Origin of the sequence: Enterococcus sp. DIV0802b (assembly GCF_050543535.1) — a bacterium.
GTDB classification, from domain to species: Bacteria; Bacillota; Bacilli; order Lactobacillales; family Enterococcaceae; genus Enterococcus_D; species Enterococcus_D entomosocium.
Genome location: NZ_CP172941.1, coordinates 3,563,146 through 3,587,401, shown reverse-complemented (window position 1 = coordinate 3,587,401; position 24,256 = coordinate 3,563,146). Strand labels below are relative to the sequence as shown.

Here is a 24,256-nt window from a genome sequence, read left to right as displayed (position 1 = left end):
TTTTTTAAACTCTAATCAAAACCGAACGATATAAGCAATATTTCAGATAATGCTCGCATTTATCCCGAAAAAGCCTTATAATAAGGCGAATAAACTAAAGGAGTTGTCCGGTGTGAAAATACGTCGAAGTGAACGACTGATCGATATGACACATTACTTGTTGAATCATCCCCATGAATTGATTTCATTGTCCTTCTTTTCTAAACGATATGCCTCTGCAAAATCATCGATTAGCGAAGATTTATCTATTATCAAAAAGACCTTTAAAGAACGAGGAACAGGCATTCTTGATACCGTGCCAGGCGCTGCTGGCGGTGTTTTTTTTGTGCCTGAAATTTCTGAAGAAGAAGCATATGCGTACGTTGAAGGGCTGGCAAAACGCTTGTCTGAGCAAGACCGTTTGTTGCCTGGCGGCTATGTCTATCTATCTGACTTATTGGGCGAACCGGAATTGCTGCGCCAAGTCGGCCGCATCATCGCTTCCAAATATTTAGGCGAACAAATCGATGCGGTGATGACCGTTGCTACTAAAGGAGTTCCGATCGCTCAAGCAGTCTCTTACTACTTGAATGTTCCCTTCGTGATCGTGCGTCGTGATTCCAAGATCACTGAAGGCTCGACCGTGAGTGTCAATTATGTCTCTGGTTCTTCAGAGCGGATCGAAAAAATGGAATTATCCAAACGTAGCTTAAAGCGCGGCTCTAGAGTATTGGTGGTCGATGACTTTATGAAAGGCGGCGGCACGGTCAATGGAATGAAGAGCTTGATTGAAGAATTTGAGGCCGAATTAGTCGGTATTACGGTTTTTGCCGAAACGAAATTCAAAGGCAAGCGGGCCATCAGCGATTACAGCTCTCTGCTGTATGTTGAAGATGTCGATACCCAGACCAAAACGATCTCGGTAGTACCGGGAAATTATTTTGAGAAAAAAGCCTGATTTTTGTGGCTCTTAGACTGGCGCAAGCAGCTGTTTTTCGAACGGCGGCTGCCAGTCTTTTTTTGATTGGTCTAGGTGGGGATTCCTTAAATCGTTGAAATTTACAAGTACTTGGGCTAAACTGTTTATAGGAAATTCAATGAACAAAAATCGTTCAGATTGATAGGAGTGGAATACGTGGACGCACGTTTTGCAATAATTTTAGCGGCTGGAAAAGGCACGCGCATGAAATCGAAGTTATATAAAGTGTTACATCCGGTTTGCGGTAAGCCAATGGTGGAGCACATCATGAACCGAGTGGTGGAAACAAATCCTGAAGAGATCGTGACGATCGTTGGTCACGGGGCGGAAATGGTCAAGGAGCAACTGGGGGATCGCACCAATTACGCCTTACAAGCCGAACAATTAGGTACCGGTCACGCTGTCGTTCAAGCCGAATCATTTTTAAAGGGCAAAAAAGGCACGACCTTAGTAATTAGTGGGGATACGCCGTTATTGACGACGGAAACCTTGAATAACTTGTTCGATTACCATCAAGGGAAAAATGCATCGGCAACGATCTTGACGGCACAAGCGGCAGACCCAACGGGCTATGGCCGGATCGTACGGGATCATGTCGGCATCGTGGAAAAAATCGTCGAGCAAAAAGATGCGTCGACCGAAGAAGCACTGATCCAAGAAATCAATACAGGCACGTATTGCTTTGACAATGAATTGTTATTTGACGCCTTGGCAAAATTAGATACGGACAATGCTCAAGGGGAGTACTACTTGACTGATATTATCGAGATCTTAAAGGAAGACGGCAAAATCATCGCTGCTTATCAAACCGAAGATTTCCATGAATCTTTAGGAGTCAACGACCGCATCGCCTTAGCCGAAGCCAATCGCTTGATGCGCCAGCGGATCAACCGTCAACACATGCAAAACGGCGTGACCTTGATCGACCCGGCGACGACTTATATCGACGAAGGCGTTGTGATTGGTTCAGATACCTTGATCGAAGCCGGTGTGATCATCAAAGGGCAGACGACGATCGGAGAAGACTGTGTCATTACGGCAGCTTCTGAAATTGAAGACAGCAAGATCGGCAACCAAGTGACGATCAAGGCATCGACGATCGAGGAGAGCATCATTCATGATGGCGCCGATGTCGGTCCCAATGCCCACCTTCGCCCCAATGCGGAAATTTTGGCCCATGCCCATATCGGTAACTTTGTGGAAATCAAAAATGCGACAATTGGTGAAGGCACCAAAGTCGGACACTTGTCCTATGTCGGTGATGCAACCTTAGGCAAAAACATCAATGTCGGCTGCGGTGTAGTCTTTGTTAATTATGACGGCAAGAGCAAATTCAAAACGACTGTCGGGGACAATTGCTTTATCGGCTCCGGGTCTAATCTGGTTGCGCCCTTGACCATCGAAGAGGAAACGATGATCGCTGCTGGCTCAACGATCACCAAAGATGTTCCTAAACACAGTATGGCGATTGCCCGCGCCCGTCAGGAAAATAAAGCGGATTACGCGAAAAAGTTACCTTATCTAAATTAGAAATAGCGAAATGACTTGATTTCTTAAGGAAAAATGACTACTATTTATTAGGAAGAAGATTCTAGTAAAAAGGAGTCATTTTTTTCTAGATGAACGCAAAGAAAGTGGAGGTTCTCATGTCAAATCATTATTTTGATCCAAGATTGAAGATTTTTTCTCTGAACTCAAATCGTCCTTTGGCGGAAAAAATCGCAGCTGCAGTAGGTGTTGAATTAGGTAAGTGTTCAGTCAAACAATTTAGCGATGGTGAAATCCAAGTGAATATTGAAGAAAGTATTCGTGGTGCCCACGTCTACGTGATTCAATCAACCAGCAGCCCTGTAAACGATAACCTAATGGAATTGCTGATCATGATCGATGCTTTGAAGCGCGCCAGTGCGAAGACGATCAATGTAGTAATGCCTTATTATGGTTATGCAAGACAAGACCGCAAAGCGCGATCAAGAGAACCAATCACCGCAAAACTTGTAGCAAACATGATCGAAAAAGCCGGTGCGAACCGTATGGTTACACTGGATTTGCATGCTTCACAGATTCAAGGGTTCTTTGATATCCCAGTTGACCACTTGATGGGTGCACCATTGATCGCCAACTACTTCTTGGAAAGAGGCATTCAAGGCGATGACGTCGTAGTCGTTTCACCAGACCACGGTGGCGTGACTCGTGCCCGCAAATTAGCTGAGTTTCTTAAGTCACCAATCGCGATCATCGACAAACGTCGTCCGAAAGCCAACGTAGCGGAAGTCATGAATATCATTGGTCATGTTGAAGGCAAAACTTGTGTCTTGATCGACGATATGATCGATACTGCTGGTACCATCACATTGGCTGCGAATGCGTTGAAACAAGCAGGTGCCAAAAGTGTTTACGCCTCATGTACTCACCCTGTCTTGTCAGGACCTGCCTTGGAACGAATCGAAGATTCGGCCATTGAGCATCTAGTTGTGACAGATTCGATTTACTTGCCAGAAGACCGTAAGTCGAAAAAAATCGATGAGATCAGTGTTGGTGCCTTGATGGGCGAAGCGATCAAACGAATCCATGAGAACAAACCAGTAAGTCCACTGTTTGAATCAAAATTATCAATTTAATCGTGCCTCATAAGCATGAGAACAACAGCCAATGGTCGGTCTTTAACCGCTCATTGGTTGTTTTTTTCTGAGGAGTTTCAGGATGTTTTTAGAAAAAACGATCGCAGTCATGTTTCTTTTCACCAATTTATGGTATTCTTGAAAGTGACTTGCGAAACGCAAGCACAAAATAAAATAGAATCTAATCACAAAGGGGAGTCTGCAAAGGCTGAGAATGAGAGTACTCTAAACCCTTCGTACCTGTTTCGATCATGCGAACGTAGGAATTGTGACGAGTTGAAGTGTCTAACACTTCTCCTTTGTGAATTGTGATGATTCTAAAGGAGGAGTTTTTTTTGAAACGAAAAATGTCGCTGCAAGTGTGGACGGAAGGAACGATGATTGCTGCGATCGGGGTCGTCTTGTCGTATATCCCGATCCAGACAGCCAATTCCAGTATCGACTTGTCTCTAGGGCTCGTGCCCTTGGTCTTGTATTCGTATCGTCGCGGGGTGCTACCGGGAATGACGGCGGGATTTATGTGGGGCTTGCTGAATATTTTGATTGGTAGCGCCATGCGTAACTTTATCACCGTTCCACAGATCATCTTTGAATACCCCTTTGCCTTTGCTTTTGGCGGGATGGGCGGCTTGTTTGCTAATAAAATCCAGCAAGCGATCCGTCAAAACAGCAAAACCGTTACGTGGTATGTCGTCTTAGGGGGCATCGTGGCGGTGATTAGCCGTTGGTTTTGGCATTATTGGGCAGGGGTGTTTGTCTGGGGAATGTACGCACCAGAAGGACAAAGCCCGTATCTGTATTCCTTGATCTTCAATGGAACATCGGTCATTATCAATATCGTTTATGTGGGCGTTGTATTAGGTCTCTTAGTCAAGGCAGCCCCGAAATTATTTGTGCCGAAAGCTTAGTTTTAGAAATGGAACCATCAAAAAATGTCTTGATGCTCTTTGAAAAAGAGAAGCATCAAGACATTTTTTTGTCGAAAAAGCCAAAAGCCAAATCTTCTTGATCAATTTCCAACGACCAGTTTTTTTTGCTGGCTGAGTAGCGCAAAACTGCAATTTGATCTAACTCTTTTTGATTGACCAATGTGCTTTTCAAGCCAGCATCTTCTGACAGATAGATTGGGATCGTATAAGTTTTATCGATCAGTTGTTCTTGTGTCAGACAGAAGACGATGCCTTCTTGCATGATTCCCCGCAACTCTTTCAGCAAATTAAAATCGAGTTTTTCCACCGGTGTTGCTTTTTTAAAAAAGGAGAGGCGATCATTGATTTTTTCTAAGACGATGCGGGTGATCCGATCCGCCAAGATCCGGTAATATTCATCTAAGTAACGATAATAAACGCGGGAACGAGCATCTTTTAAGTCAAAGAAAACAAAGTTATTTTGCAGTTTGTAAAAGAAAGGGGAGTGGAGGTGTGTCTTCATGTGGCCAAAATATAACAATTCGGAGATCTCTAAAGGCGTCAATTCTTTGACCATCTCGTAATCATTAAAATCGATCCACTTCATTTCTTCGGCAATGCGACCTTTGTTGATTTGCTGAAAAAACAGTTGGACATCTTCCATTCCGCGTATCACTTTTAAGCCCGTATGACCGTCGAATTCACCGAAATCACTGGAAGGATCAAGCAAGAGCAAATTCTTGGGCTGATGGACGATGCTCTTGTTAAAATCTTGGGGGGCAAGCCCGCGGGTCAAGACGGCATTGCTGGTTGTATCAATATGTACGTAAATCGTGTTAGACATGCCGATCGATCCCTCCTATATACTAAGTTCATTCTACAACAAAGCGCTGAAAATTGCTTGTATCTTTTCGTTTAAAGTTATATTACAAAATAACAGAAAAAACAATTTTTAAGTTCCCTTTTTCGACAAAAAAAGGCAAATCTTGTCTTTTCGTAAAAAAACTGGCCAAAATTGGCGTCTTTATGAGGATTTTGGTATGATAAAAGAAGAAACTAATGGAGACGAGAACCTATGAGAAAAAAGAAAAGCAGACTTTCGAATTGGCTGAGCAATCTCTTTTTGCTTGTGCTGTTATTGATTGGTTTAGCCTTGATTTTTAATAATCAAATCAAAAATTATTTTATTAAACAAACAGGTGAAGCATACGCAGTCGGCACCATTGATCGTAGTGAGGTCGAAAAAAATATGGAAGCGGAAGCGACCTTTGATTTTGATGCCGTGGAGCCGGCAAGTTCAGAAGCAGTCTTACGGGCGCAGCTGAGCAACAAAGCTTTGCCAGTGATCGGCGGCGTGGCGGTTCCCAGTGTTGGGATCAATCTGCCGATTTTTAAAGGCTTGGCCAACGAGGCCTTGCTGTATGGTGCTGGTACGTTAAGTCCCACCCAAAAAATGGGGGAAGGCAATTACGCGTTAGCTAGCCATCGCGCTCAATCGCCAGAGCTTTTGTTTACGCCATTGGATGATGTCGCGATCGGGGCGGCTATCTATGTGACCGATCTGGAAAATATTTACACGTATACTGCGACTTCTTCTGTGCGGGTCGACCCGACCGATGTTTATTTGCTTGACGAAGTAGAAGGCCGCAAAATGATCACGCTGATCACCTGTGGGGAAATGGGCGGTGTCACCCGTCGTGTGATCCAAGGTGATCTGGAATCTGTAACGCCTGTCGACGAAGCAACGGATGAGATGTTGGCAGCATTCAACATGGCACAACGAACATTTTAATCAAAAGAATAGCTCGAGTGGTACGGCAGCTGGCGTGTCATTCGTCTATTCTTTTTTGCATAAGGAGGCGTCTTGATGAAAGTGAAAAAACTGACTTCGATCGATTTTCTTGCACAAAGGGCAGGGTTTCAAGAAAGCCGACTGGTCTTTTCCTTTTTTGAGTCGCACTCAAAAGCGCGACGAGCATTTCTTGCCGACATGGCGCAGCAGGGCTGGCAGATCGACAGCCGTTATGGCCGCTTTTACCTTGCCGGGCAGTTTGATTTTGACCAAAAGACACTGACTATCACCAATCTGCTGGTGGAAGCGGCCGCCGAGTTTACTTGGAAACAACTGCTGGCCGTGACAGAAAGCTTCGCCCGCAGTCGCTTTGTAGCAGCCGTCTTGTGGCAGCTTCCTCATCGGCCCCCCTTGGCTGAGTGGTTTATCCAGCAAGGGTATCAGGTGGTCCCTCAAGGGTATCAAAGAGCGCTAGCTTATCAGACGGCGCTGGTTTTAGGCGGTGGCGGTGCTCATGGGGCGTATCAAATCGGGGTTTGGCAAGCGCTGCAAGAACGGGGCATCACCTTTGAATGGATCACGGGAACTTCCGTCGGTGCGTTGAATGGTGCCTTGATTTTAATGAACGATGTGGAAGCGGCCGTCGATTTATGGGCAAATATCTCCAGCGAGCAAGTATTGCACTATCCGCTTGCTTCGGTACGAGCCCAAACACTGCGGGATTTGATGAATCAAGCCAACTCGCTGGTCCGTGAAGCGGTCAAAAGCAACGGCGCCAGTACCGAACCCTTGGCAAAGCTTTTGCAAAAGACCTTTGATCAAGAAAAATTCAGCCAAACTGCTTGTCGTTTGCTGATCTGTACGACTCGTCTGCCAGATTTCAAGGAGACGGTTTATGCCTTTGATCCATCAGCAGTAGAAGAAAACCTGCATTGGTTATTGGCATCCGCCTCATTTTATCCAGCGATGCAGGCGCAAAAAATCAATGATGCCTATTATATCGATGGCGGCTATCGCAATAACCTGCCCATCGATGTCGCTCTACAGCAAGGGGCAACGGAATGTATCACCGTGGATGTCCAAGGACCCGGCATCAATAAAAGGACGGTTTTGACGGAAGAAACTGCGCAACTTTCGTTAGGGTCTCCTTGGTCCTTAGGCAGCTTTTTGGTTTTTGATGCCCAGCGTTCGCTGGATAATATGACCTTGGGCTATTTGGAAACCTTGAAAGTGTTCGGCAAATACCAAGGCCATTGGTATACCTTTGAAAAGACGGTTGATTTTCAGCCGTTATGGCGGGGCTTTTTGAAAGAGCTACGCCAGACAGACCCGTTGCTTTATCAGGAACTAAAGAAAAAAGAATTTTGGAAAAAAATGCGTAAATTCTATCAACAGGATGTGCCATTTGAGCAGTGGGGGCGTATACTGATAGAGTGTACCGCGAAAGTATTGTATCTAGCGCCTACGGTGATTTATGAGCAGGAAACGATTCTAACGGCTTTAGCTGAGAAAATTGCGCTAAAGGCAGTGGAAGAAGCCGATGCCTGGTCGATCACAGAGTGGCTGAGTTATTATCGCGACCGTTTTTTTGTCTTGTCCGAGCAAAACCGCTTTTTCTTTTTTTATCGGACGCAGCAATTGAATCTGCCCGCCATTCAGCAGATTCGCCGGCGTTACCCGCTGACTGCTTTGATGGCAGCGTATAGTCACTATCTTTTGAAAGGAGCAGAAAATGGATAAATTTTCGTATGAAATCGTCGAAGAGATCGCCGTGCTTTCGGAAAATCAAAGAGGCTGGCGCAAAGAATTGAATTTGGTGAGCTGGAATGGGCGTCCGCCAAAATTTGATCTGAGAGATTGGGGTCCAGAGCACGAGAAGATGGGCAAAGGCGTGACCTTATCCAATGAAGAATTTGCAGAACTTAAAAAAGCCCTGCTTTCCATGTAAGAAAGCAAAAGGGTAAGGAGTGATCAAATGAAAAGTATGACTGGTTTTGGCAAAGGCAGTGCAGAAACGCCAGATGTGCAGATCGAAATTGAGATCAAAAGTGTCAATCAGCGCTTTTTGGACCTGCAGCTGCGAATGCCCAAACAATTGAATCCTCTAGAAGGTGCTTTACGGCAGTCGATCAAGCAGACCCTCCAGCGGGGGCGGATCGAACTGTATGTGACGTTAAAAGAAAAAACCGCAAATACGAAACAGATCGAGATCCAATGGGACTTGCTGGAACGTTTCATGCAGGAGATCGATACCGAAGCCAAAGACCGTTTTGACCTAGCAGAGCTGCCAAAAGCAGCATTGCTGGAACAATTCCTGCTCCATGAGGCTTTTCTAACAATCTCTGATCAAGAGCCAGAAGAAAGCACCTTAGCCGATGGCGTGATGGAAGCATTAGACCAAGCGTTGGCAGCGATCGACCAAAGCCGCTGGGTGGAAGGGCAAGGCATTCTGCAGATCTTACAAGAAAATCAGCGACTGCTGCAGGAAAAACTAACAGAACTCAAACAATTCGTGACCCTCTATGAAGCGGACTACCAAGAACGCTTTGAAAAGAAACTGACTGCCTATCTAGGGGAAGAAGTCGAGCGCGATCGTTTACTGACAGAGTTGGCGATTTTATTGGAACGCGGCGATATCCACGAAGAACTGGATCGTTTAAGTATCCATTTAACGACGATGACGGAGCTGCTGGCAGCTGAGACGCCGATAGGTCGAGAGCTGGATTTCTTGATCCAAGAGATGAACCGAGAAGTCAATACGATTGGCTCAAAATCAAGTCCGATCCAAATCAAAAACAGTGTCGTCCAAATGAAGACGATCATTGAGAAAATCAGAGAACAAGTTCAAAACATCGAGTAGGAGGAATGAACCAATGAAATATTACGATATCACCTTTCACGAACTGAGCGGAAAAAATGTCATCAAGCGCAGTATTCCCTCTGATAAAGAGAATTTCTCTGCGTGGGAAGATGCCTGCGTAGCCATCGAGCCGGATTTTCTTCATCTACTAGTTGATGGCGTAGCTGTTTCTTTAAATCGTCGGTACATCGTGCGTATCGATTGCCAAGAAGTGACGGATCCGACCGAAAAAGCGATCACTGCCAAAGACGAATTAGCAGGGGTCATCAATACCTTAAGCAACATGGGCTTTTAAGAAAGCAGCCGAAGTGTAGACTAGCAATTTCATGAAATTCCCATTATAATAAAGTAGTTCTTGAAAGTTGCTGAAAAAAAGTGCAAAATAGACGTTAAGCAAATGTCAGTGAAAGGACGTCATTATGTCAGAGCGAGGATTACTTATAGTTTTATCAGGACCTTCCGGAGTAGGGAAAGGGACCGTGCGCAAAGCAATTTTTGAGAGTGACGACAACGATTTTCAATATTCCGTTTCAATGACCACTCGTCAAAAACGCGAGGGGGAAGTGGAAGGGGTCGATTACTATTTCCGCACGCGGGAAGAATTTGAAGCCTTGATCGAAGCCGGTGAAATGCTGGAATACGCCGAATATGTCGGCAATTATTATGGCACCCCATTATCTTATGTCCAACAAACACTGGATCAAGGAAAAGATGTATTTTTAGAGATCGAAGTGCAAGGGGCAAAACAAGTAAAAGACAAAGTTCCCGATGGTGTGTTTATTTTTCTGACGCCACCTGATCTGGCAGAATTACGCTCTCGTATTACAGGAAGAGGAACCGACTCTGCCGAAGTGATCGATGAACGGATGCGTGTCGCCCGTGAAGAAATCGAAATGATGGCTTTGTATGATTATGCCGTTGTCAATGATGAAGTACCTAAGGCAGTCCAACGAATTCGCGAAATTATTTCGAGTGAACATTTTCGCGTTGACCGAGTGATCGGAACCTATATCAAAATGTTAGAGGAGCTGTAAGAAATATGATGTTAAAACCTTCAATCGATTCTTTGTTGGATCGTGTCAACTCAAAATATTCATTAGTGATCTTAGCAAGCAAACGGGCGCATGAACTTGATGCCGGTGCGCAAGCAACATTAGAAAACTTTGATTCAGTGAAAAGCGTGGGTCAAGCGCTTGAAGAAATCGAAGCGGAATTAGTCGTTAATGATCCGCATCCGGAAATCAAACGGGCCCGTTTGAAAATGGAACAAGAAGAGCGCAAAGCGCAAAAAGACCAAGAACAAAAAGAATTAGAAGCGCGTATCCGCGACGAACAAAAGCTATAGACAAAAGCAAGCTAGAGCACGCCTGTGTTCTGGCTTTTTCTTTTGAATGGCGATGGTTAAATTTTTGTAAGGGGTACAGACAAACCCCAGCCCATTTAGTAAAATAGAACCTAAAAGGAGGAGAAGAGATGGCGTACATAGCAGAAGTGATCGTGGATGTTCCCACGATGCAGACCGATCAGCCTTTTACTTATCTGATCCCATCAGAATTACAAGCCGCCATTGAGACAGGAATGCGGATCGAAGTGCCATTTGGCAAAGGCGACCGCCATATCCAAGGGTTCGTCGTCGGGCTTTCAGAAGTTGCCGAACCGCAACAGACCTTAAAACCAATCGTTCGTTTGTTGGATTTGTCGCCTGTCGTCAATGAAGAACTTCTCCAATTAGCCGACTACATGAAGGAAACGACCTTTGCCTTTAAGATTACTTGCTTGCAGACGATGCTGCCTAGTGTGATGAAAGCCGAGTACCAAAAGCAGATCGTTTTACTCGAAGGAAATCATCCCATCAAAGAATATTTTCCCGAAGACGGCATCCTCAGCTGGCAAGCCGCCGAAAGTGCAGGGCTGCTGCCGCAGTTGAAGCCTTTGCGGGAAGCCGCAGTAGTTGAACTGCAGTACCTCGTGAAAAATAAAAACAAAGCGAAAATGACCCGTTATATTGAACGTAAGATCGAGCCAGCAGAAATCCCCGCCGTTCAGCAACAGCTGCGCAAAGGGGCCAAACGCAAGCTGGAAATCTTACAGATTTTGACAGAGGAAGCCCGCTTGCCGGTTTCCTTTTTTACCGAACAAGGGATTTCCACCGCGGCTTTGAACCAAGCACAAGAAGCTGGCTGGCTGACTTTTACGGAAGTTGAAGCCTACCGTGATCCTTACAAAGACCGTCAATTTCAAAAAACGGTCCCCCTTGAATTAAATGAAGAACAGGCAGCTGCAGTAGCGCAAATCACTGCTTGTGCGGATAACCAAGAGGCGCAGACTTTTTTACTGGAAGGGATCACCGGCAGTGGAAAAACAGAAGTCTATCTGCAAGCGATCGCCCAATTGCTGAAACAAGGCAAAACCGCGATCATGCTCGTACCGGAGATCGCTTTGACCCCGCAAATGGTCGAACGCTTTAAAAGCCGTCTCGGCGACGCAGTGGCTGTTTTACACAGCGGCTTGTCCCAAGGTGAAAAATACGATGAATGGCGTAAGATCGAACGTGGGGAGGCGCAGGTGGTGGTTGGCGCCCGCTCGGCGATTTTTGCTCCGTTGAAAAACATCGGGGTCATCATCGTCGATGAGGAGCACGAAGCTTCCTACAAGCAAGATGAAGCCCCTCGTTATCATGCGAGAGATTTAGCGATTTGGCGCAGCCAGTACCATCACTGTCCAGTGGTGTTAGGCAGTGCGACGCCGTCATTAGAATCTCGTGCTCGGGCCCAAAAAGAAGTCTACCGCTTATTGAAATTGAATCAGCGGGCAAAAACCAGTGCGCAATTACCGCAGATCGAAGTCGTGGATATGCGTACCGAATTTGCCAATAAAAAGTATCAAACTTTTTCTCGTCCGTTACAGGAAAAAATCACAGACCGCTTGGCCCGGAAAGAACAGATCGTCTTGCTGCTGAATCGGCGCGGCTACTCTTCCTTCGTGATGTGCCGCGATTGTGGGTATGTTTTGCCTTGCCCAAATTGCGACATCTCCTTGACGCTCCATATGGATACCAAAACGATGCGCTGTCATTATTGCGGACATGAAGAACACATCCCCCATCGTTGCCCCAACTGTAATGCAGACAAGATTCGTTATTACGGAACGGGCACGCAAAAAGTGGAAGAAGAGTTGAAGGAACTGTTTCCCGAAGCGCGGGTTTTACGGATGGATGTCGATACCACCCGCAAAAAAGGCGCCCACGAAAAAATCTTGACCTTGTTTGGGGAGAAAAAAGCGGATATTTTGTTGGGGACCCAAATGATCGCCAAAGGCTTGGATTTCCCTGATATCACACTGGTAGGGGTCTTGAATGCCGATACCGCCTTGAACTTGCCAGATTTTCGTTCGAGTGAACGGACGTTCCAGCTGCTGACTCAGGTCAGTGGTCGGGCAGGTCGGGCAGAAAAAACCGGCGAAGTGGTGATCCAAACATTCAACCCTGAGCACTACGCCATCCAATTGGCGCAGTCGCAAGACTACGAAGATTTCTATCAAAAAGAGATGTGGATGCGGCACCAAAGCGGTTATCCACCGTACTATTTCACCGTCAAAATCACCTGCAGCCATCCCGAAGAGCAAGTCGCCGCTCAGAAGATGTTTGCGATCGCGCGAGATCTGCAGCAGGAGCTGTCACCGCGAAGTATTTTGTTGGGTCCGGCACCAAGTGCGATTTTGCGGGTAAAAAACCGCTATTACTACCAATTGATCATTAAATACAAAAATGAACCGCAGCTACCTGCTTTGTTGACCCGTCTGTTGGATCAAAGTCAAATCGATCAGCGCAAAGGATTGTACGTATCGATTGACCAAGAGCCGTTGAATTTTATTTAGAGGAGAAAATATGCGTTATCCTATTATTATCACCCCCGATGAACGTCTTCGTCGGCAAGCAAAACCCGTCAAAGTAATTACCGATGAACTCGTTCAGCTACTAGACGACCTTTATGAAACGATGGTCGCCCATGACGGGATCGGTATTGCCGCACCGCAAGTCGGCAAAAACCTGCAAGTGGCGATCGTGGAAGTCGAAGAAGACGATCGCTTTGAAATGATCAACCCTGAGATCATCGCTTCTTCTGGTGAATCCCTTGATGTGGAAGGCTGCTTGAGTATTCCCCACACCTTTGGGACCGTCAAACGAGCAGACGAGATCACTGTCCGCTATTTCGATCGAGAAGGAGAAGAAATGGAAGTGGAAGCATTCGGCTACTTGGCGCGTGCGATGCAGCATGAGATCGATCATTTAAATGGCGTGCTGTTTGTCGACAAGCTCGTCGAACGCATTCCTGAAGAAGACTTAGAAAAGTATATGGAGGAACATGAAAATGACTAAAATCGTCTTTATGGGTACCCCGGCGTTTTCCGTCCCAATTTTAGAAGGCTTGCTTGAAGCCGGCTATGAAGTGGCAGCAGTCGTGACACAGCCGGATCGTCCCGTCGGTCGCAAAAAAACCATCACTCCGACACCCGTCAAAGAAGCGGCGTTGAAGCATGGCTTGTTGGTTTTACAACCAGAAAAAATCAGTGGGTCACCAGAAATGGAGCAAATTCAAGCTTTAGCACCTGATCTGCTGATCACGGCAGCTTTCGGCCAATTTTTACCTAGTGCTTTACTAGAAGTACCGAAGTATGGCGCTATCAACGTTCATGCGTCCCTACTACCGAAATATCGGGGCGGAGCACCTGTGCATTATGCCATCATGGAAGGCGAGCAAGAAACGGGTGTAACCATCATGGAAATGATCAAAAAAATGGATGCTGGCGGTATTTTTGCTCAAGCTCATTTGCCCATCACGGCCCAAGATGATGTGGGGACGATGTTTGATAAGTTGAGCCTATTAGGCAAAGACTTGCTGCTGGAAACTGTGCCGAAAATCTTGTCGGGAGAGCTGCAGCCTGTCCCGCAAGAAGAAGCAAAAGTCACCTTTTCACCAAATATCAGCCGTGAACAAGAAGCCATCGACTGGCAGAAAACGGCGGTGCAAATCGATGCCCAAGTCCGAGGCATGCGACCATGGCCGATCGCCTTTACGACACAAAATGGCAACCGCTGGAAACTTTGGCAAGTAACACCGCTGGAGCAAACGACGACAGCCGAACCAGGAACGATCATTGAACGGACGAAAAAAACGTTGCTGATCGCTTGTGGGGAAGGCACGGTATTGGCTATCGATGAATTGCAGCCAGCTGGAAAAGGCCGACAAGACATTGCTGCATTCTTAAACGGCAGTGGACAACAGATTCAAAAAGGGGATCAGGTAGGTACCTATGAAGCGTAATCTTGGAGACATACAATATACAGTGCGTTTTGTGGCACTAGAAGCGTTGTTGCGAATCGAAAAAGGAGGTGCTTATTCCAATCTACTGCTGCGGGAATTGATGAATCAAGGGCGTTTAAATGACAAGGACGGTCGCTTACTGACTGAATTGGTGTACGGCACCATCAGTCGTCAGCTTTTATTGGATTATTATTTGGACCGGTTTATTAAAAATGCCCGCAAAGTCGACCCGTGGGTCAAAACGCTGCTGCGGCTTTCCTTGTATCAGATGCTGTATCTCGATAAAGTACCCGCCCATGCCATCATTCATGAAGCCGTGGATATTGCGAAAGCCAAAGGCAATCCGGGGACTGGTAAATTCGTCAATGGCGTGCTGCGCACGATCCAACGACAAGGAGTGCCAGACTTGGCATTGATTAAAGACCCAATGGAACGTTTAGCAACGGAAATCAGCCTGCCCTTATGGCTAACGAAGAAACTAGTCAAACAAATTGGGATCGAAGAAACCAGTGAGCTAGGCTATGCCCTATTTGAACCCAATCATGCCAGTGGTCGTATCGATCTGCAGCGCATCTCGCAAGCAGCAGCGATCGAACGGCTGCAAGAAGAAGGCATTGACGCACGACCAAGTGAGCTTTCCCCCTATGGGGTTGTGGCTGACAAAGGCTTTATGGCGGGCTCTTCCCTCTACAAAGAAGGCTTACTGACGATCCAAGATGAAAGTTCGATGCTGGTTGCCCCCGTTTTACAAGTAGCCCGGGACCATCAAGTATTGGATGCGTGCGCCGCACCAGGAGGCAAAACGACCCATATCGCTGCCTTCTTGTCTGCCGCAGAGGGCGGCAAAGTGACAGCACTGGATATCCATGCCCATAAAGTTAAGCTGATTCAGCAAAATGCCCAACGTTTAGGCGTAGAAGCAGTTGTGGAAACCCGCGTGATGGATGCCCGAGAGACGGCTCAAACCTTTGCCCCCGAACAATTTGATCGCATCTTAGTGGATGCCCCTTGTTCTGGATTAGGGTTGATGCGCCGTAAGCCGGACATCAAATACAGCAAGACGGAGGCCGATTTCCAACGCTTGCCGCGGATTCAGCGAGAGATTTTGGAAAGTGCCGCCCCAACCTTGAAAAAATCGGGTATAATGGTCTACAGCACATGTACGATTCTAGAGGAAGAAAATCAACAAGTCGTGGCAGCGTTTCTCGCTGACCATCCTGAATTTGAGCAAATGCCTCTTGCGGTAGGACCGCTGGCAGCCGAAGCTGTTCAAGAGGATATGTTGACGATCTATCCGCAAGATTTTATGACAGATGGCTTTTTTATCAGTTGTCTACGCAAAAAGTAACGAGGTGAAAGAAATTGGAGATTCGTTTTCAAACAGATGTCGGCAAACGTCGCAACACAAACCAAGATTTTGCAGCAACCTATGTAAATAAAGCCAATGTGACATTGGCCTTGCTTGCCGATGGCATGGGGGGCCACCGGGCCGGAGATGTCGCTAGCCGTCAAGCAGTCAGTGAGATCGGCACCGCTTGGGAACAGACAGAGCTGACAGACAGTGAAAAAACTGCCCAATGGCTGATCCAAAAAATCCAAGCAGAAAGCCAAGTGATTTTCCAAAAAGGACAAGAACAAGAAGAACTTAGCGGCATGGGCACCACGATCATTGCTGTGGCCTTATTAGGCGACCAGTTTACGATTGCCAATGTCGGGGACAGCCGTGCCTATCTTTTACGCAATCAAGTGCTGACCCAAATCACAGAGGACCATTCACTGGTCAATGAATTGGTGAAGTCAGGACAAATCACAGCAGAAATGGCCTTGAATCATCCTCGCAAAAACGTTTTGACCCGATCGATCGGCATGCCAAGCGAAGTCGAAGTCGATGTGGCGATCCACTTTATTGCAGACGGGGATTATTTGCTGCTGTGTTCAGACGGATTGACCAACATGGTCTCAGATGAAGAGATCACAGCAACGATCCAAGAAACCCCTGTGCTGGAAGAAGCAGTGCAATCATTGATCGATCAAGCCAACGAACGCGGCGGTGTCGACAATATCACGGTATTATTGATTAAAGTTGGAGGAGAGCGCCCATGATCGAAATTGGGAAGAAGATAAACGGCCGATACAAAATCATCGGCAATATCGGCAGCGGCGGAATGGCAAATGTGTTTTTGGCGCATGACTTGATCTTAGACCGTGAAGTGGCAATCAAAGTGCTTCGTTTTGACTTCCAAAACGACCAAAGTGCGATTCGGCGCTTTCAACGAGAAGCATTGGCGGCGACTGAGCTGGTTCATCCCAACATCGTAACCGTTTATGATGTCGGCGAAGAAGACGGCATGCAGTTTTTGGTGATGGAATATGTCAAAGGGATGGATCTCAAGCGCTATATCCAAACGCACTATCCAGTACCTTATTTGCAGATCGTTGATATCATCCAACAAATCTTATCAGCGGTAGCGCTGGCCCATCAACACCGCATCATTCACCGGGACCTCAAGCCCCAGAATGTGCTGATCAATGAAGACGGCGTGGTGAAAATCACCGATTTTGGGATCGCGATCGCCCTATCAGAAACATCGATCACCCAAACTAACTCGATGCTAGGCTCGGTGCATTATCTTTCACCAGAACAAGCACGAGGCAGTATGGCGACCAATCAATCAGATATTTATGCGATTGGGATCATTCTCTATGAAATTTTAACCGGCAAAGTACCTTTTGATGGCGAATCAGCCGTAACGATCGCCTTGAAACATTTCCAAGATGAGATCCCTTCGATTCGGATCTATGACAAAAATGTTCCGCAATCGCTGGAAAACGTCGTATTGAAGGCGACCGCCAAAGAACCGGCGGATCGGTACAAAACTGCCGATGAAATGCGAGCGGATCTTGATACTGTATTGTCACCTGATCGACTCAATGAACCGAGATGGGAACCTCATGCCCTGATGGATGAAACGAGAGTGCTGACCCCTGTAGAAGCAGCCCAAGTTGAAACGCCGCCAGTGGAAGAACCCGTGGCAGAAACGGCTGCGGATCAAGCCGAAGAATCAGCGAAACCAAAAAAGAAAAAACGCAAACGCTGGCTGCTGCTGCCGGTCATTATGGTGATCGCACTGCTAGGCATAGGCAGTTACTTCCTATTCGGCGGTGGTCGGGGGGATGTAGCGATTCCTGAAGTCAACGGCCAGACAGAAGCGGCCGCCCGGGCCGAACTGGAAGCCGCTGGCTTACAAGTGGCAGACGAGGTAGAAGAAATCGAAGACGATGAAGTCGAAGCAGGCAATGTCGTCAAGACCGATCCGCCAGAAGGCAATGAAGTCAAAAAGAAATCCGTCGTGACCCTCTACATCAGTAGCGGAACCAAGAAAATCACCCTTGATGACTATGAAGGTCGCTCCTTTGATGATGTCAAAAAAGAGTTGATCGATTTGGGCTTTGATGAAGACAGAATCAAAGAAGAGCTAGAGTCGTCAGATGATGTCGATGAAGGGGATATTATCAGTCAATCACCAGCAGCAGGGCGGGAAGTTTCCCCAGCAGAAGACGAAATCACCTTTAAGGTCAGCTCCGGACCAGATAGCTTCGCAATGGACAACTATTATGGCATGACAGAGGCAGATGCACGAGCAGCATTGACTTCTCGTGGTGTCGACCGATCACAGATCGAAGTGAACTATCAATCCAGCAGTCAACCATCAGGCACGATCATCGCCCAAGCACCCGCAACAGGTGAAACGGTGGTGACTTCCCAAACGACCATCACTTTGACGGTCAGCAGTGGGCAGGAAATGGTCAATGTACCAAGAATCGTTGGGAAAAGCCAAGCCGATGCAGAAGCAGACTTGAATGAAGCGGGATTGGACTCGACTTTTGAGGAAGAGGACGGCTATAATGACTCGGTACCAGCTGGACATGTTGTCCGTGTCTCTCCAGGTGCTGGAACCTCCGTCGAAGTTGGCTCTACTGTAACGGTCACGATCTCTAGAGGACCTGAACCAGATGATTCGTCCTCATCGACGCCAAGCAGTAGTTCAGATGATTCCTCTGATTCAAGCGCTACGAGTGAAAGTAGCTCAGAAAGTGATTAGAAACTAGCTAAAACCAAATACTTTAACCAAGCAGCCTTCGGGGACCAAAGAATTCTCTTTTTGTTCCCCGTCCAGCTGCTTGTTTTTGTTTCTAAACCTTATAGTGAGGCACAGGTGTCTTTAAAATTTCCTTTAGTCCTGCCATTTGTGCAAGCGTACATCTTTCCAAGGATTCAAAAATTGGGTATAATGAAGGTCAGAATTAGTCAAGGGAGGGAATGAATTGAGTCATCACAATACTTCCGATTTGATTGAAGCATATTTGAAGAAAATTCTTGAAGATAGTGAAACCATTGAGATTCGTCGCGCGGAAATGGCAAATTTGTTCAACTGCGTGCCCTCACAAATAAACTACGTGATCAATACCCGCTTCACCGTTCAAAGAGGCTATGCGGTTGAAAGCAAACGCGGCGGGGGCGGCTATATTCGGATCGAAAAAGTCAAAATCACGGACAGCCACCACTACTTAAAAGAAATGAATCAACTATTCGATGAAACCATCTCGGAAAAAGATGCATATGCAATAATCCAGAAACTTTATGAGGAAGGAATCCTGTCCAAGCGAGAAGGCAACTTATTATTGACCGTCATCGCGAAAGCAGTTCTAGGACGTTCTCCTTATGAAAATAGAACACGAGCTGATTTGCTCCATGCAATTCTAGAACGATTAAGTTACGAAGACAGGAAGTGAAAGAGATGGATGAATTATTCACCCAACGCGCGAAAGCCGTTTTGGCTATCGCCCAAGAAGAAGCAAAATACTTTAAGCACCAAGCAGTAGGTTCTGAACATATTCTATTGGCATTGGTCATTGAACAAAACGGGATTGCCGGCAAAACCTTGCGGGAAATGAATATCACAGAAAATGATATTCGTGAAGAAATCGAACATTTAACAGGGTATGGCACTGTCCGTCAATACCCAGAAAACGCCTATCTCGCGTATTCACCACGAGCAAAACATACATTTGCTTATGCAGGGGATGAAGCCAAACGCTTAGGGGCACCACAAATCGGTACTGAACATCTATTATTAGGCTTATTAAGAGATGAAGACATTTTGGCTTCTCGAATCATGCTGAATCTCGGCTTGAGTCTCGCGAAAATGCGTCAGCTTTTGAAGAAAAAAATGGGCTTCAATGAAAGCAAAACCAACGGAAGTGCTGGTCGTCGTCGTCCAGCCCAAGCCAAAGCGCAGCAAGGAACACCGACCTTGGATTCCTTAGCCCGTGATTTGACCAAATTAGCCCGTGAAAAACGGTTGGATCCTGTTGTCGGTCGTGCCAAAGAAGTCAAACGCCTGATCCAGATCCTTAGCCGTCGGACCAAAAACAACCCTGTTCTCGTGGGGGAACCTGGTGTTGGGAAAACCGCGATCGCCGAAGGCTTAGCCCAAAAAATCATCAATGGGGAAGTTCCAGAAGACATGCAAAACAAACGCTTGATGATGCTGGACATGGGGGCTTTAGTTGCCGGAACGAAATATCGTGGGGAATTTGAAGACCGAATGAAAAAAATCATTGATGAGATCTATCAAGATGGTCAAATCATCTTATTCATTGATGAATTGCATACACTGATTGGGGCCGGCGGAGCAGAAGGGGCGATTGATGCCTCGAATATTCTGAAACCAGCCTTAGCCCGTGGGGAATTGCAAACCATCGGTGCCACGACACTAGATGAGTACCAAAAATACATTGAAAAAGATTCTGCATTAGAACGCCGTTTTGCCCGGGTGCAAGTTGACGAACCGACACCAGAAGAAGCGGAAGAAATTTTACGGGGCTTGCGTCCTCGTTATGAAGAACATCATGGGGTGGAAATTTCTGATGATGCGTTACACGCCGCTGTGCAACTGTCCGTGCGTTACATCAATTCGCGCCAATTACCAGATAAAGCCATCGATTTGATGGATGAATCAGCTGCCAAAGTGCGTTTAGACAAAACCGATGAAAGTTCAGAATTGGCAGATCTGCAAAACGAGATCGCCAACTTGATCGAAGAAAAAGAAGCCGCTATTCGTCAGCAAGATTTTGAAGCAGCAGCTCGTTTACGGATCAAGGAAAAGAAATTGACCCAACAGCTGACGGAAGTAGCGTTTATGGAAGTCAAAGAAGCATCAGGCTATGCCGATAGTGTTACTGCAGAAGATGTTGCTACGGTCGTTTCCCAATGGACCGGCGTACCTTTGCAGCAGATGGAGAAAAAAGAAAGCGAACGCTTGTTGGATCTTGAAAAGATCTTGCATCAACGGGTAGTTGGCCAAGAAGAAGCAGTCAAGGCAGTCGCTCGTTCGATCCGCCGCGCCCGCAGTGGGTTGAAAGATCCGAACCGTCCAATTGGTTCCTTCATGTTCTTAGGCCCGACCGGTGTCGGGAAAACCGAGCTTGCCAAAGCCTTAGCAGAAGCGATGTTTGGTAGTGAAGATGCCTTGGTTCGTGTCGATATGTCCGAATTTATGGAAAAATACAGCACGAGCCGTTTGATCGGTTCACCGCCAGGCTATGTCGGCTACGATGAAGGTGGGCAATTGACGGAAAAAATCCGTTCAAAACCATACTCCGTCATCTTATTGGACGAGGTGGAAAAAGCCCATCCCGATGTCTTCAATATCCTCTTGCAAGTGCTAGATGATGGTCATTTGACGGATGCCAAAGGTCGGAAGGTCGATTTCCGCAACACGATTTTGATCATGACCTCTAATATCGGTGCTCAACAAATCCGCGAAGAAAAAAGCGTTGGTTTCAATGTCACTGATTTAACGAAAGATCACCAAGCGATGCAAAAACGGATATTAGAAGAGCTAAAAAAAGCCTTCCGTCCAGAGTTCTTGAACCGTGTGGATGAAACAGTAGTCTTCCAATCCTTAGGTGAAGGGGAGATCCACGAGATCGTGAAGATCATGAGCAAAGCGATCATCAAACGATTAGGCAATCAAGACATCCAATTGAAGATCACGCCATCTGCCATTGATGTGATCGGTAAAGCTGGTTTTGATCCAGAATATGGGGCACGGCCGATTCGTCGGGCCTTGCAAAAAGAAGTCGAAGACCGTTTAAGTGAAGCACTCCTATCAGGACAAATTCATTTAGGTGACAAAGTGACGATCGGTGCTTCCAAAGGATCGATCACCCTCAATGTCAAAGAGGGACAAGCACGGGTCTTGCAACAAGTTTAAGTCGAGCCAATAACGGTAGTGGCGTTTCTATGGTCGAGCAATCGGCATCCATAGGAACGCCGCTTTTTTGTCTTGCTATGTCTAGTAGTGATCAAGAAGTCTCCACTGATTATGATTGATGATTCACAAAAAAATATCCTTCTAAATAGCTTTATGACAACGGTTGATTAATGAGCAAAGCGCTATTCGTGAAAAAAAGAGTAACGAGACCTCTTGGAAAGAATCCTGCTGTGTGATACTATGAATGAGTTGAAAAAAGGAGGAGTATTATGGTTGAGATTATCGCCACGGTGGAATCGATCGAGCAAGCACAGCAGCTGATCCCTTATGTTGATGCATTGTTTTTTGGAGAAGAGACATTTGGGCTGCGCCTACCGGCCTCTTTTTCTCGTGAAGAGCAAATCAGACTGATCGACATGGCCCACGAAGCTGGAAAGAAAGTGACGATCGCGGTCAATGGCATCATGCACCCAGAAAAAATGAAGCTGATTCCAGAATACCTAGCATTTCTGAAGACCAATCAAGCCGATCAAATCGCTCTCGGAGATCCTGGGATCATTTACCGCATGAAGCAAAATCCAGAATGTGCCTTGCCATTTATCTATGCAGGGGAAACCTTAGTAACAAGCGCTCGTCAAATCAATTTTTGGGGACAAAAAGGGGCAAGGGCAGCCGTTTTAGCGCGAGAAGTTCCTTTCGAGGAAATGAAAATCATGGCCCCGCAACTAAATATTCCTGTGGAAGTATTGGTTTATGGTGCGACCTGCATTCACCAATCGAAGCGTCCGCTTTTACAAAATTATTATAACTATACCCAACAATCGGAAGAAAAGAACCATGACCGGGGGTTGTTTTTATCCGAACCGAAAAAAGAAGAAACCCACTATTCCATTTATGAAGATAGCCACGGTACGCACATTTTTGCCAATAACGACATTAATTTGCTGCTGCAGCTGGCGGAATTAGCCGAAACAGGCTTTCAAACCTGGAAGTTGGACGGAATCTATACACGAGGGGCAGCCTTTGTGGCAATTGCTAAACTGTTTGCCCAAGCCAAGAGCCTTGTGGAAAGTGGGGAGTGGCAAGCAGAGCAAGCTGCTGTGCTCAGTGAACATGTTGCCCAACTTCATCCGGCAGAACGTGGGTTAGACACTGGATTTTATGCCATCGATCCTGACGATATCAAGTAAGGAGCAAGAACAAATGACCGTTAAACAAGCATTGAAACGACCAGAAGTGTTAGCACCAGCTGGTACGTTAGAAAAATTAAAAACAGCGATCCACTATGGCGCTGACGCTGTCTATATCGGCGGCAATGCCTATGGCCTACGGAGTCGCGCGGGAAACTTTACCTATGAAGAAATGGCGGAAGGGGTAGCTTTTGCCAAAGCCCACAACGCAAAAGTCTATGTAGCAGCCAACATGGTGACTCATGAGGGCAATCAAGAAGGTGCAGGGGAGTTCTTTCGGGAATTGCGAGATGTCGGTATTTCGGCCGTGATTGTTTCTGATCCCGCTTTGATCCAGATCTGCGCAACAGAAGCGCCGGGTCTACCGATCCATTTGTCCACCCAAGCCAGTGCCACGAACTATGAAACGTTGGAATTTTGGCGAGAAGAAGGCCTAGAACGGGTCGTCCTCGCTCGGGAAGTGTCGATGGAGGAAGTCGCTGAGATCCGCAAAAATACCAGCGTGGAGATCGAAGCCTTTATTCATGGCGCCATGTGTATTTCGTATTCTGGCCGTTGTACTTTGTCCAATCATATGTCGATGCGAGACGCTAATCGCGGCGGCTGTTCGCAATCTTGCCGTTGGAAATATGATCTGTTTGACATGCCGTTTGCAACGGAACGAAACAGTTTGACCAAGAATGGGACAGTGGAAGAAGAATTCTCCATGAGTGCCGTGGATATGTCGATGATCGAACATATCCCTGATCTGATTGAAAACGGTGTGGATAGTTTCAAAATCGAAGGCCGCATGAAATCGATCCACTATGTTTCAACCGTGGCGAACGTTTATAAAGCAGCCGTGGACAGTTACATGGCCGATCCAGAGAACTATGTCTGCAAACAAGAATGGATCGATGAACTGTGGAAAGTTGCGCAGCGCGAGCTTGCGTCAGGCTTTTACTATGATACCCCGAGTGAAAATGAGCAGTTGTTTGGTCCACGTCGGAAAATTCCACAATACAAGTTTATTGGGGAAGTCATGGCATATGATCCGGCAACGAAAACAGCTACGATCCGGCAACGGAACCACTTTTCCGTCGGCGATGAAATCGAATTTTACGGTCCCGGATTCCATCACTTTCACCAAACCGTCGAAGTCATGTATAATGAAGACGGTGAATCCATCGATCGTGCACCAAATCCTATGATGCTGCTGACGATGCCGGTCAAAGAACCGGTGGAAGTCGGAGACATGATTCGGAAGAAAAAATAAGGTCGAGAGTTTCTCTCGGCTTTTTTTGTTGAATCAATCCAGCCAAAAAGGATCGATGAGAACATAGA

22 protein-coding genes and 1 riboswitch are annotated in these 24,256 nt (G+C 46.5%); of the genes, 21 read left to right on the top strand and 1 reads right to left on the bottom strand.

The annotated features are described in order from the left end of the window. The first annotated feature begins 112 nt into the window (after positions 1 to 112). The 4 genes from purR to thiT all read left to right on the top strand — a co-directional run bounded on the left by purR (position 113) and on the right by thiT (position 4,487). The gene (purR, locus tag IGJ12_RS16725) at positions 113 to 937 is read left to right on the top strand and encodes a pur operon repressor (protein ID WP_008381701.1); all 825 of its coding nucleotides are present in this window, start codon (positions 113 to 115) and stop codon (positions 935 to 937) included. Between the two features lie 177 nt (positions 938 to 1,114). Next, positions 1,115 to 2,488 (top strand): bifunctional UDP-N-acetylglucosamine diphosphorylase/glucosamine-1-phosphate N-acetyltransferase GlmU, encoded by a 1,374-nt coding sequence (gene glmU, locus IGJ12_RS16720; RefSeq protein ID WP_034871957.1) that lies wholly within the window; start codon positions 1,115 to 1,117, stop codon positions 2,486 to 2,488. Between the two features lie 116 nt (positions 2,489 to 2,604). After that, complete coding sequence (locus tag IGJ12_RS16715; protein WP_008381705.1) at positions 2,605 to 3,579, top strand: ribose-phosphate diphosphokinase; 975 nt, start codon at positions 2,605 to 2,607, stop codon at positions 3,577 to 3,579. Positions 3,580 to 3,760: 181 nt separating this feature from the next. Next, a riboswitch (TPP riboswitch) is annotated at positions 3,761 to 3,862 on the top strand. 52 nt (positions 3,863 to 3,914) lie between these two features. Continuing rightward, the gene (thiT, locus tag IGJ12_RS16710; protein WP_008381706.1) at positions 3,915 to 4,487 is read left to right on the top strand and encodes an energy-coupled thiamine transporter ThiT; all 573 of its coding nucleotides are present in this window, start codon (positions 3,915 to 3,917) and stop codon (positions 4,485 to 4,487) included. 55 nt (positions 4,488 to 4,542) lie between these two features. Here thiT and IGJ12_RS16705 read toward each other — a convergent pair whose 3' ends face one another. Further along, on the bottom strand, positions 4,543 to 5,331 hold the full coding sequence (locus IGJ12_RS16705; RefSeq protein ID WP_005232973.1) for a hypothetical protein: 789 nt from the start codon (positions 5,329 to 5,331) through the stop codon (positions 4,543 to 4,545). A 231-nt stretch (positions 5,332 to 5,562) separates the two neighbouring features. Here IGJ12_RS16705 and IGJ12_RS16700 point away from each other — a divergent pair, with 231 nt between their 5' ends. From IGJ12_RS16700 to IGJ12_RS16620, 17 genes are all read left to right on the top strand, one after another. Beyond that, the gene (locus tag IGJ12_RS16700; RefSeq protein ID WP_005232974.1) at positions 5,563 to 6,279 is read left to right on the top strand and encodes a class A sortase; all 717 of its coding nucleotides are present in this window, start codon (positions 5,563 to 5,565) and stop codon (positions 6,277 to 6,279) included. A gap of 75 nt (positions 6,280 to 6,354) precedes the next feature. After that, positions 6,355 to 8,019, top strand: coding sequence for a patatin-like phospholipase family protein (locus tag IGJ12_RS16695; RefSeq protein WP_087664446.1), 1,665 nt, complete (start codon positions 6,355 to 6,357; stop codon positions 8,017 to 8,019). Then, on the top strand, positions 8,012 to 8,227 hold the full coding sequence (locus IGJ12_RS16690; protein ID WP_005230288.1) for a YdbC family protein: 216 nt from the start codon (positions 8,012 to 8,014) through the stop codon (positions 8,225 to 8,227). The genes IGJ12_RS16695 and IGJ12_RS16690 overlap by 8 nt, the downstream gene beginning before the upstream one ends. Before the next feature lie 27 nt (positions 8,228 to 8,254). After that, positions 8,255 to 9,139, top strand: a complete 885-nt coding sequence (locus tag IGJ12_RS16685) for a YicC/YloC family endoribonuclease (RefSeq protein ID WP_194188616.1) — start codon at positions 8,255 to 8,257, stop codon at positions 9,137 to 9,139. Between the two features lie 13 nt (positions 9,140 to 9,152). Beyond that, a complete protein-coding gene (locus tag IGJ12_RS16680) occupies positions 9,153 to 9,434 on the top strand; it encodes a hypothetical protein (RefSeq protein ID WP_005230307.1) in 282 nt (93 codons plus the stop codon). A 124-nt stretch (positions 9,435 to 9,558) separates the two neighbouring features. Then, positions 9,559 to 10,173 (top strand): guanylate kinase, encoded by a 615-nt coding sequence (gene gmk / locus IGJ12_RS16675; RefSeq protein WP_005230308.1) that lies wholly within the window; start codon positions 9,559 to 9,561, stop codon positions 10,171 to 10,173. Between the two features lie 5 nt (positions 10,174 to 10,178). Continuing rightward, complete coding sequence (gene rpoZ / locus IGJ12_RS16670; protein ID WP_005232977.1) at positions 10,179 to 10,484, top strand: DNA-directed RNA polymerase subunit omega; 306 nt, start codon at positions 10,179 to 10,181, stop codon at positions 10,482 to 10,484. Between the two features lie 128 nt (positions 10,485 to 10,612). Then, a complete protein-coding gene (gene priA / locus IGJ12_RS16665; RefSeq protein ID WP_315044193.1) occupies positions 10,613 to 13,015 on the top strand; it encodes a primosomal protein N' in 2,403 nt (800 codons plus the stop codon). Between the two features lie 10 nt (positions 13,016 to 13,025). Continuing rightward, positions 13,026 to 13,517, top strand: a complete 492-nt coding sequence (gene def, locus IGJ12_RS16660) for a peptide deformylase (RefSeq protein WP_005230314.1) — start codon at positions 13,026 to 13,028, stop codon at positions 13,515 to 13,517. Next, complete coding sequence (gene fmt / locus IGJ12_RS16655; RefSeq protein ID WP_042890360.1) at positions 13,510 to 14,463, top strand: methionyl-tRNA formyltransferase; 954 nt, start codon at positions 13,510 to 13,512, stop codon at positions 14,461 to 14,463. Before def ends, fmt begins: the two co-directional genes overlap by 8 nt. After that, positions 14,453 to 15,811, top strand: a complete 1,359-nt coding sequence (gene rsmB / locus IGJ12_RS16650; protein WP_086332808.1) for a 16S rRNA (cytosine(967)-C(5))-methyltransferase RsmB — start codon at positions 14,453 to 14,455, stop codon at positions 15,809 to 15,811. The genes fmt and rsmB overlap by 11 nt, the downstream gene beginning before the upstream one ends. Positions 15,812 to 15,825: 14 nt before the next feature. After that, positions 15,826 to 16,566, top strand: a complete 741-nt coding sequence (locus IGJ12_RS16645; protein WP_005230317.1) for a Stp1/IreP family PP2C-type Ser/Thr phosphatase — start codon at positions 15,826 to 15,828, stop codon at positions 16,564 to 16,566. Beyond that, on the top strand, positions 16,563 to 18,566 hold the full coding sequence (pknB, locus tag IGJ12_RS16640) for a Stk1 family PASTA domain-containing Ser/Thr kinase (protein WP_430619220.1): 2,004 nt from the start codon (positions 16,563 to 16,565) through the stop codon (positions 18,564 to 18,566). The genes IGJ12_RS16645 and pknB overlap by 4 nt, the downstream gene beginning before the upstream one ends. A gap of 223 nt (positions 18,567 to 18,789) precedes the next feature. Further along, positions 18,790 to 19,257 (top strand): CtsR family transcriptional regulator, encoded by a 468-nt coding sequence (locus tag IGJ12_RS16635; RefSeq protein WP_005230319.1) that lies wholly within the window; start codon positions 18,790 to 18,792, stop codon positions 19,255 to 19,257. Positions 19,258 to 19,262: 5 nt separating this feature from the next. Continuing rightward, entirely contained in the window at positions 19,263 to 21,743 is a 2,481-nt protein-coding gene (locus IGJ12_RS16630; protein ID WP_008381720.1) for an ATP-dependent Clp protease ATP-binding subunit, read from the top strand. 269 nt (positions 21,744 to 22,012) lie between these two features. Then, positions 22,013 to 22,933 carry a peptidase U32 family protein gene (locus IGJ12_RS16625; RefSeq protein ID WP_430619219.1) on the top strand — a complete coding sequence of 307 codons (921 nt, stop codon included), beginning with the start codon at positions 22,013 to 22,015 and terminating at the stop codon, positions 22,931 to 22,933. A gap of 13 nt (positions 22,934 to 22,946) precedes the next feature. Then, the gene (locus IGJ12_RS16620; RefSeq protein ID WP_008381725.1) at positions 22,947 to 24,188 is read left to right on the top strand and encodes a peptidase U32 family protein; all 1,242 of its coding nucleotides are present in this window, start codon (positions 22,947 to 22,949) and stop codon (positions 24,186 to 24,188) included. Positions 24,189 to 24,256: the final 68 nt, after the last annotated feature.

What these genes read in the sequence shown, in the direction of transcription:
- priA (WP_315044193.1), top strand. Translation starts at nt 10,613, where the DNA reads ATGGCGTACATAGCAGAAGTGATCGTGGATGTTCCCACGATGCAGACC.
- gmk (WP_005230308.1), top strand. Translation starts at nt 9,559, where the DNA reads ATGTCAGAGCGAGGATTACTTATAGTTTTATCAGGACCTTCCGGAGTA.
- IGJ12_RS16625 (WP_430619219.1), top strand. Translation starts at nt 22,013, where the DNA reads ATGGTTGAGATTATCGCCACGGTGGAATCGATCGAGCAAGCACAGCAG.
- rpoZ (WP_005232977.1), top strand. Translation starts at nt 10,179, where the DNA reads ATGATGTTAAAACCTTCAATCGATTCTTTGTTGGATCGTGTCAACTCA.
- pknB (WP_430619220.1), top strand. Translation starts at nt 16,563, where the DNA reads ATGATCGAAATTGGGAAGAAGATAAACGGCCGATACAAAATCATCGGC.
- IGJ12_RS16685 (WP_194188616.1), top strand. Translation starts at nt 8,255, where the DNA reads ATGAAAAGTATGACTGGTTTTGGCAAAGGCAGTGCAGAAACGCCAGAT.
- IGJ12_RS16695 (WP_087664446.1), top strand. Translation starts at nt 6,355, where the DNA reads ATGAAAGTGAAAAAACTGACTTCGATCGATTTTCTTGCACAAAGGGCA.
- IGJ12_RS16680 (WP_005230307.1), top strand. Translation starts at nt 9,153, where the DNA reads ATGAAATATTACGATATCACCTTTCACGAACTGAGCGGAAAAAATGTC.
- IGJ12_RS16715 (WP_008381705.1), top strand. Translation starts at nt 2,605, where the DNA reads ATGTCAAATCATTATTTTGATCCAAGATTGAAGATTTTTTCTCTGAAC.
- IGJ12_RS16620 (WP_008381725.1), top strand. Translation starts at nt 22,947, where the DNA reads ATGACCGTTAAACAAGCATTGAAACGACCAGAAGTGTTAGCACCAGCT.
- IGJ12_RS16630 (WP_008381720.1), top strand. Translation starts at nt 19,263, where the DNA reads ATGGATGAATTATTCACCCAACGCGCGAAAGCCGTTTTGGCTATCGCC.
- rsmB (WP_086332808.1), top strand. Translation starts at nt 14,453, where the DNA reads ATGAAGCGTAATCTTGGAGACATACAATATACAGTGCGTTTTGTGGCA.
- IGJ12_RS16690 (WP_005230288.1), top strand. Translation starts at nt 8,012, where the DNA reads ATGGATAAATTTTCGTATGAAATCGTCGAAGAGATCGCCGTGCTTTCG.
- fmt (WP_042890360.1), top strand. Translation starts at nt 13,510, where the DNA reads ATGACTAAAATCGTCTTTATGGGTACCCCGGCGTTTTCCGTCCCAATT.
- def (WP_005230314.1), top strand. Translation starts at nt 13,026, where the DNA reads ATGCGTTATCCTATTATTATCACCCCCGATGAACGTCTTCGTCGGCAA.
- IGJ12_RS16705 (WP_005232973.1), bottom strand. Translation starts at nt 5,331, where the DNA reads ATGTCTAACACGATTTACGTACATATTGATACAACCAGCAATGCCGTC.
- IGJ12_RS16700 (WP_005232974.1), top strand. Translation starts at nt 5,563, where the DNA reads ATGAGAAAAAAGAAAAGCAGACTTTCGAATTGGCTGAGCAATCTCTTT.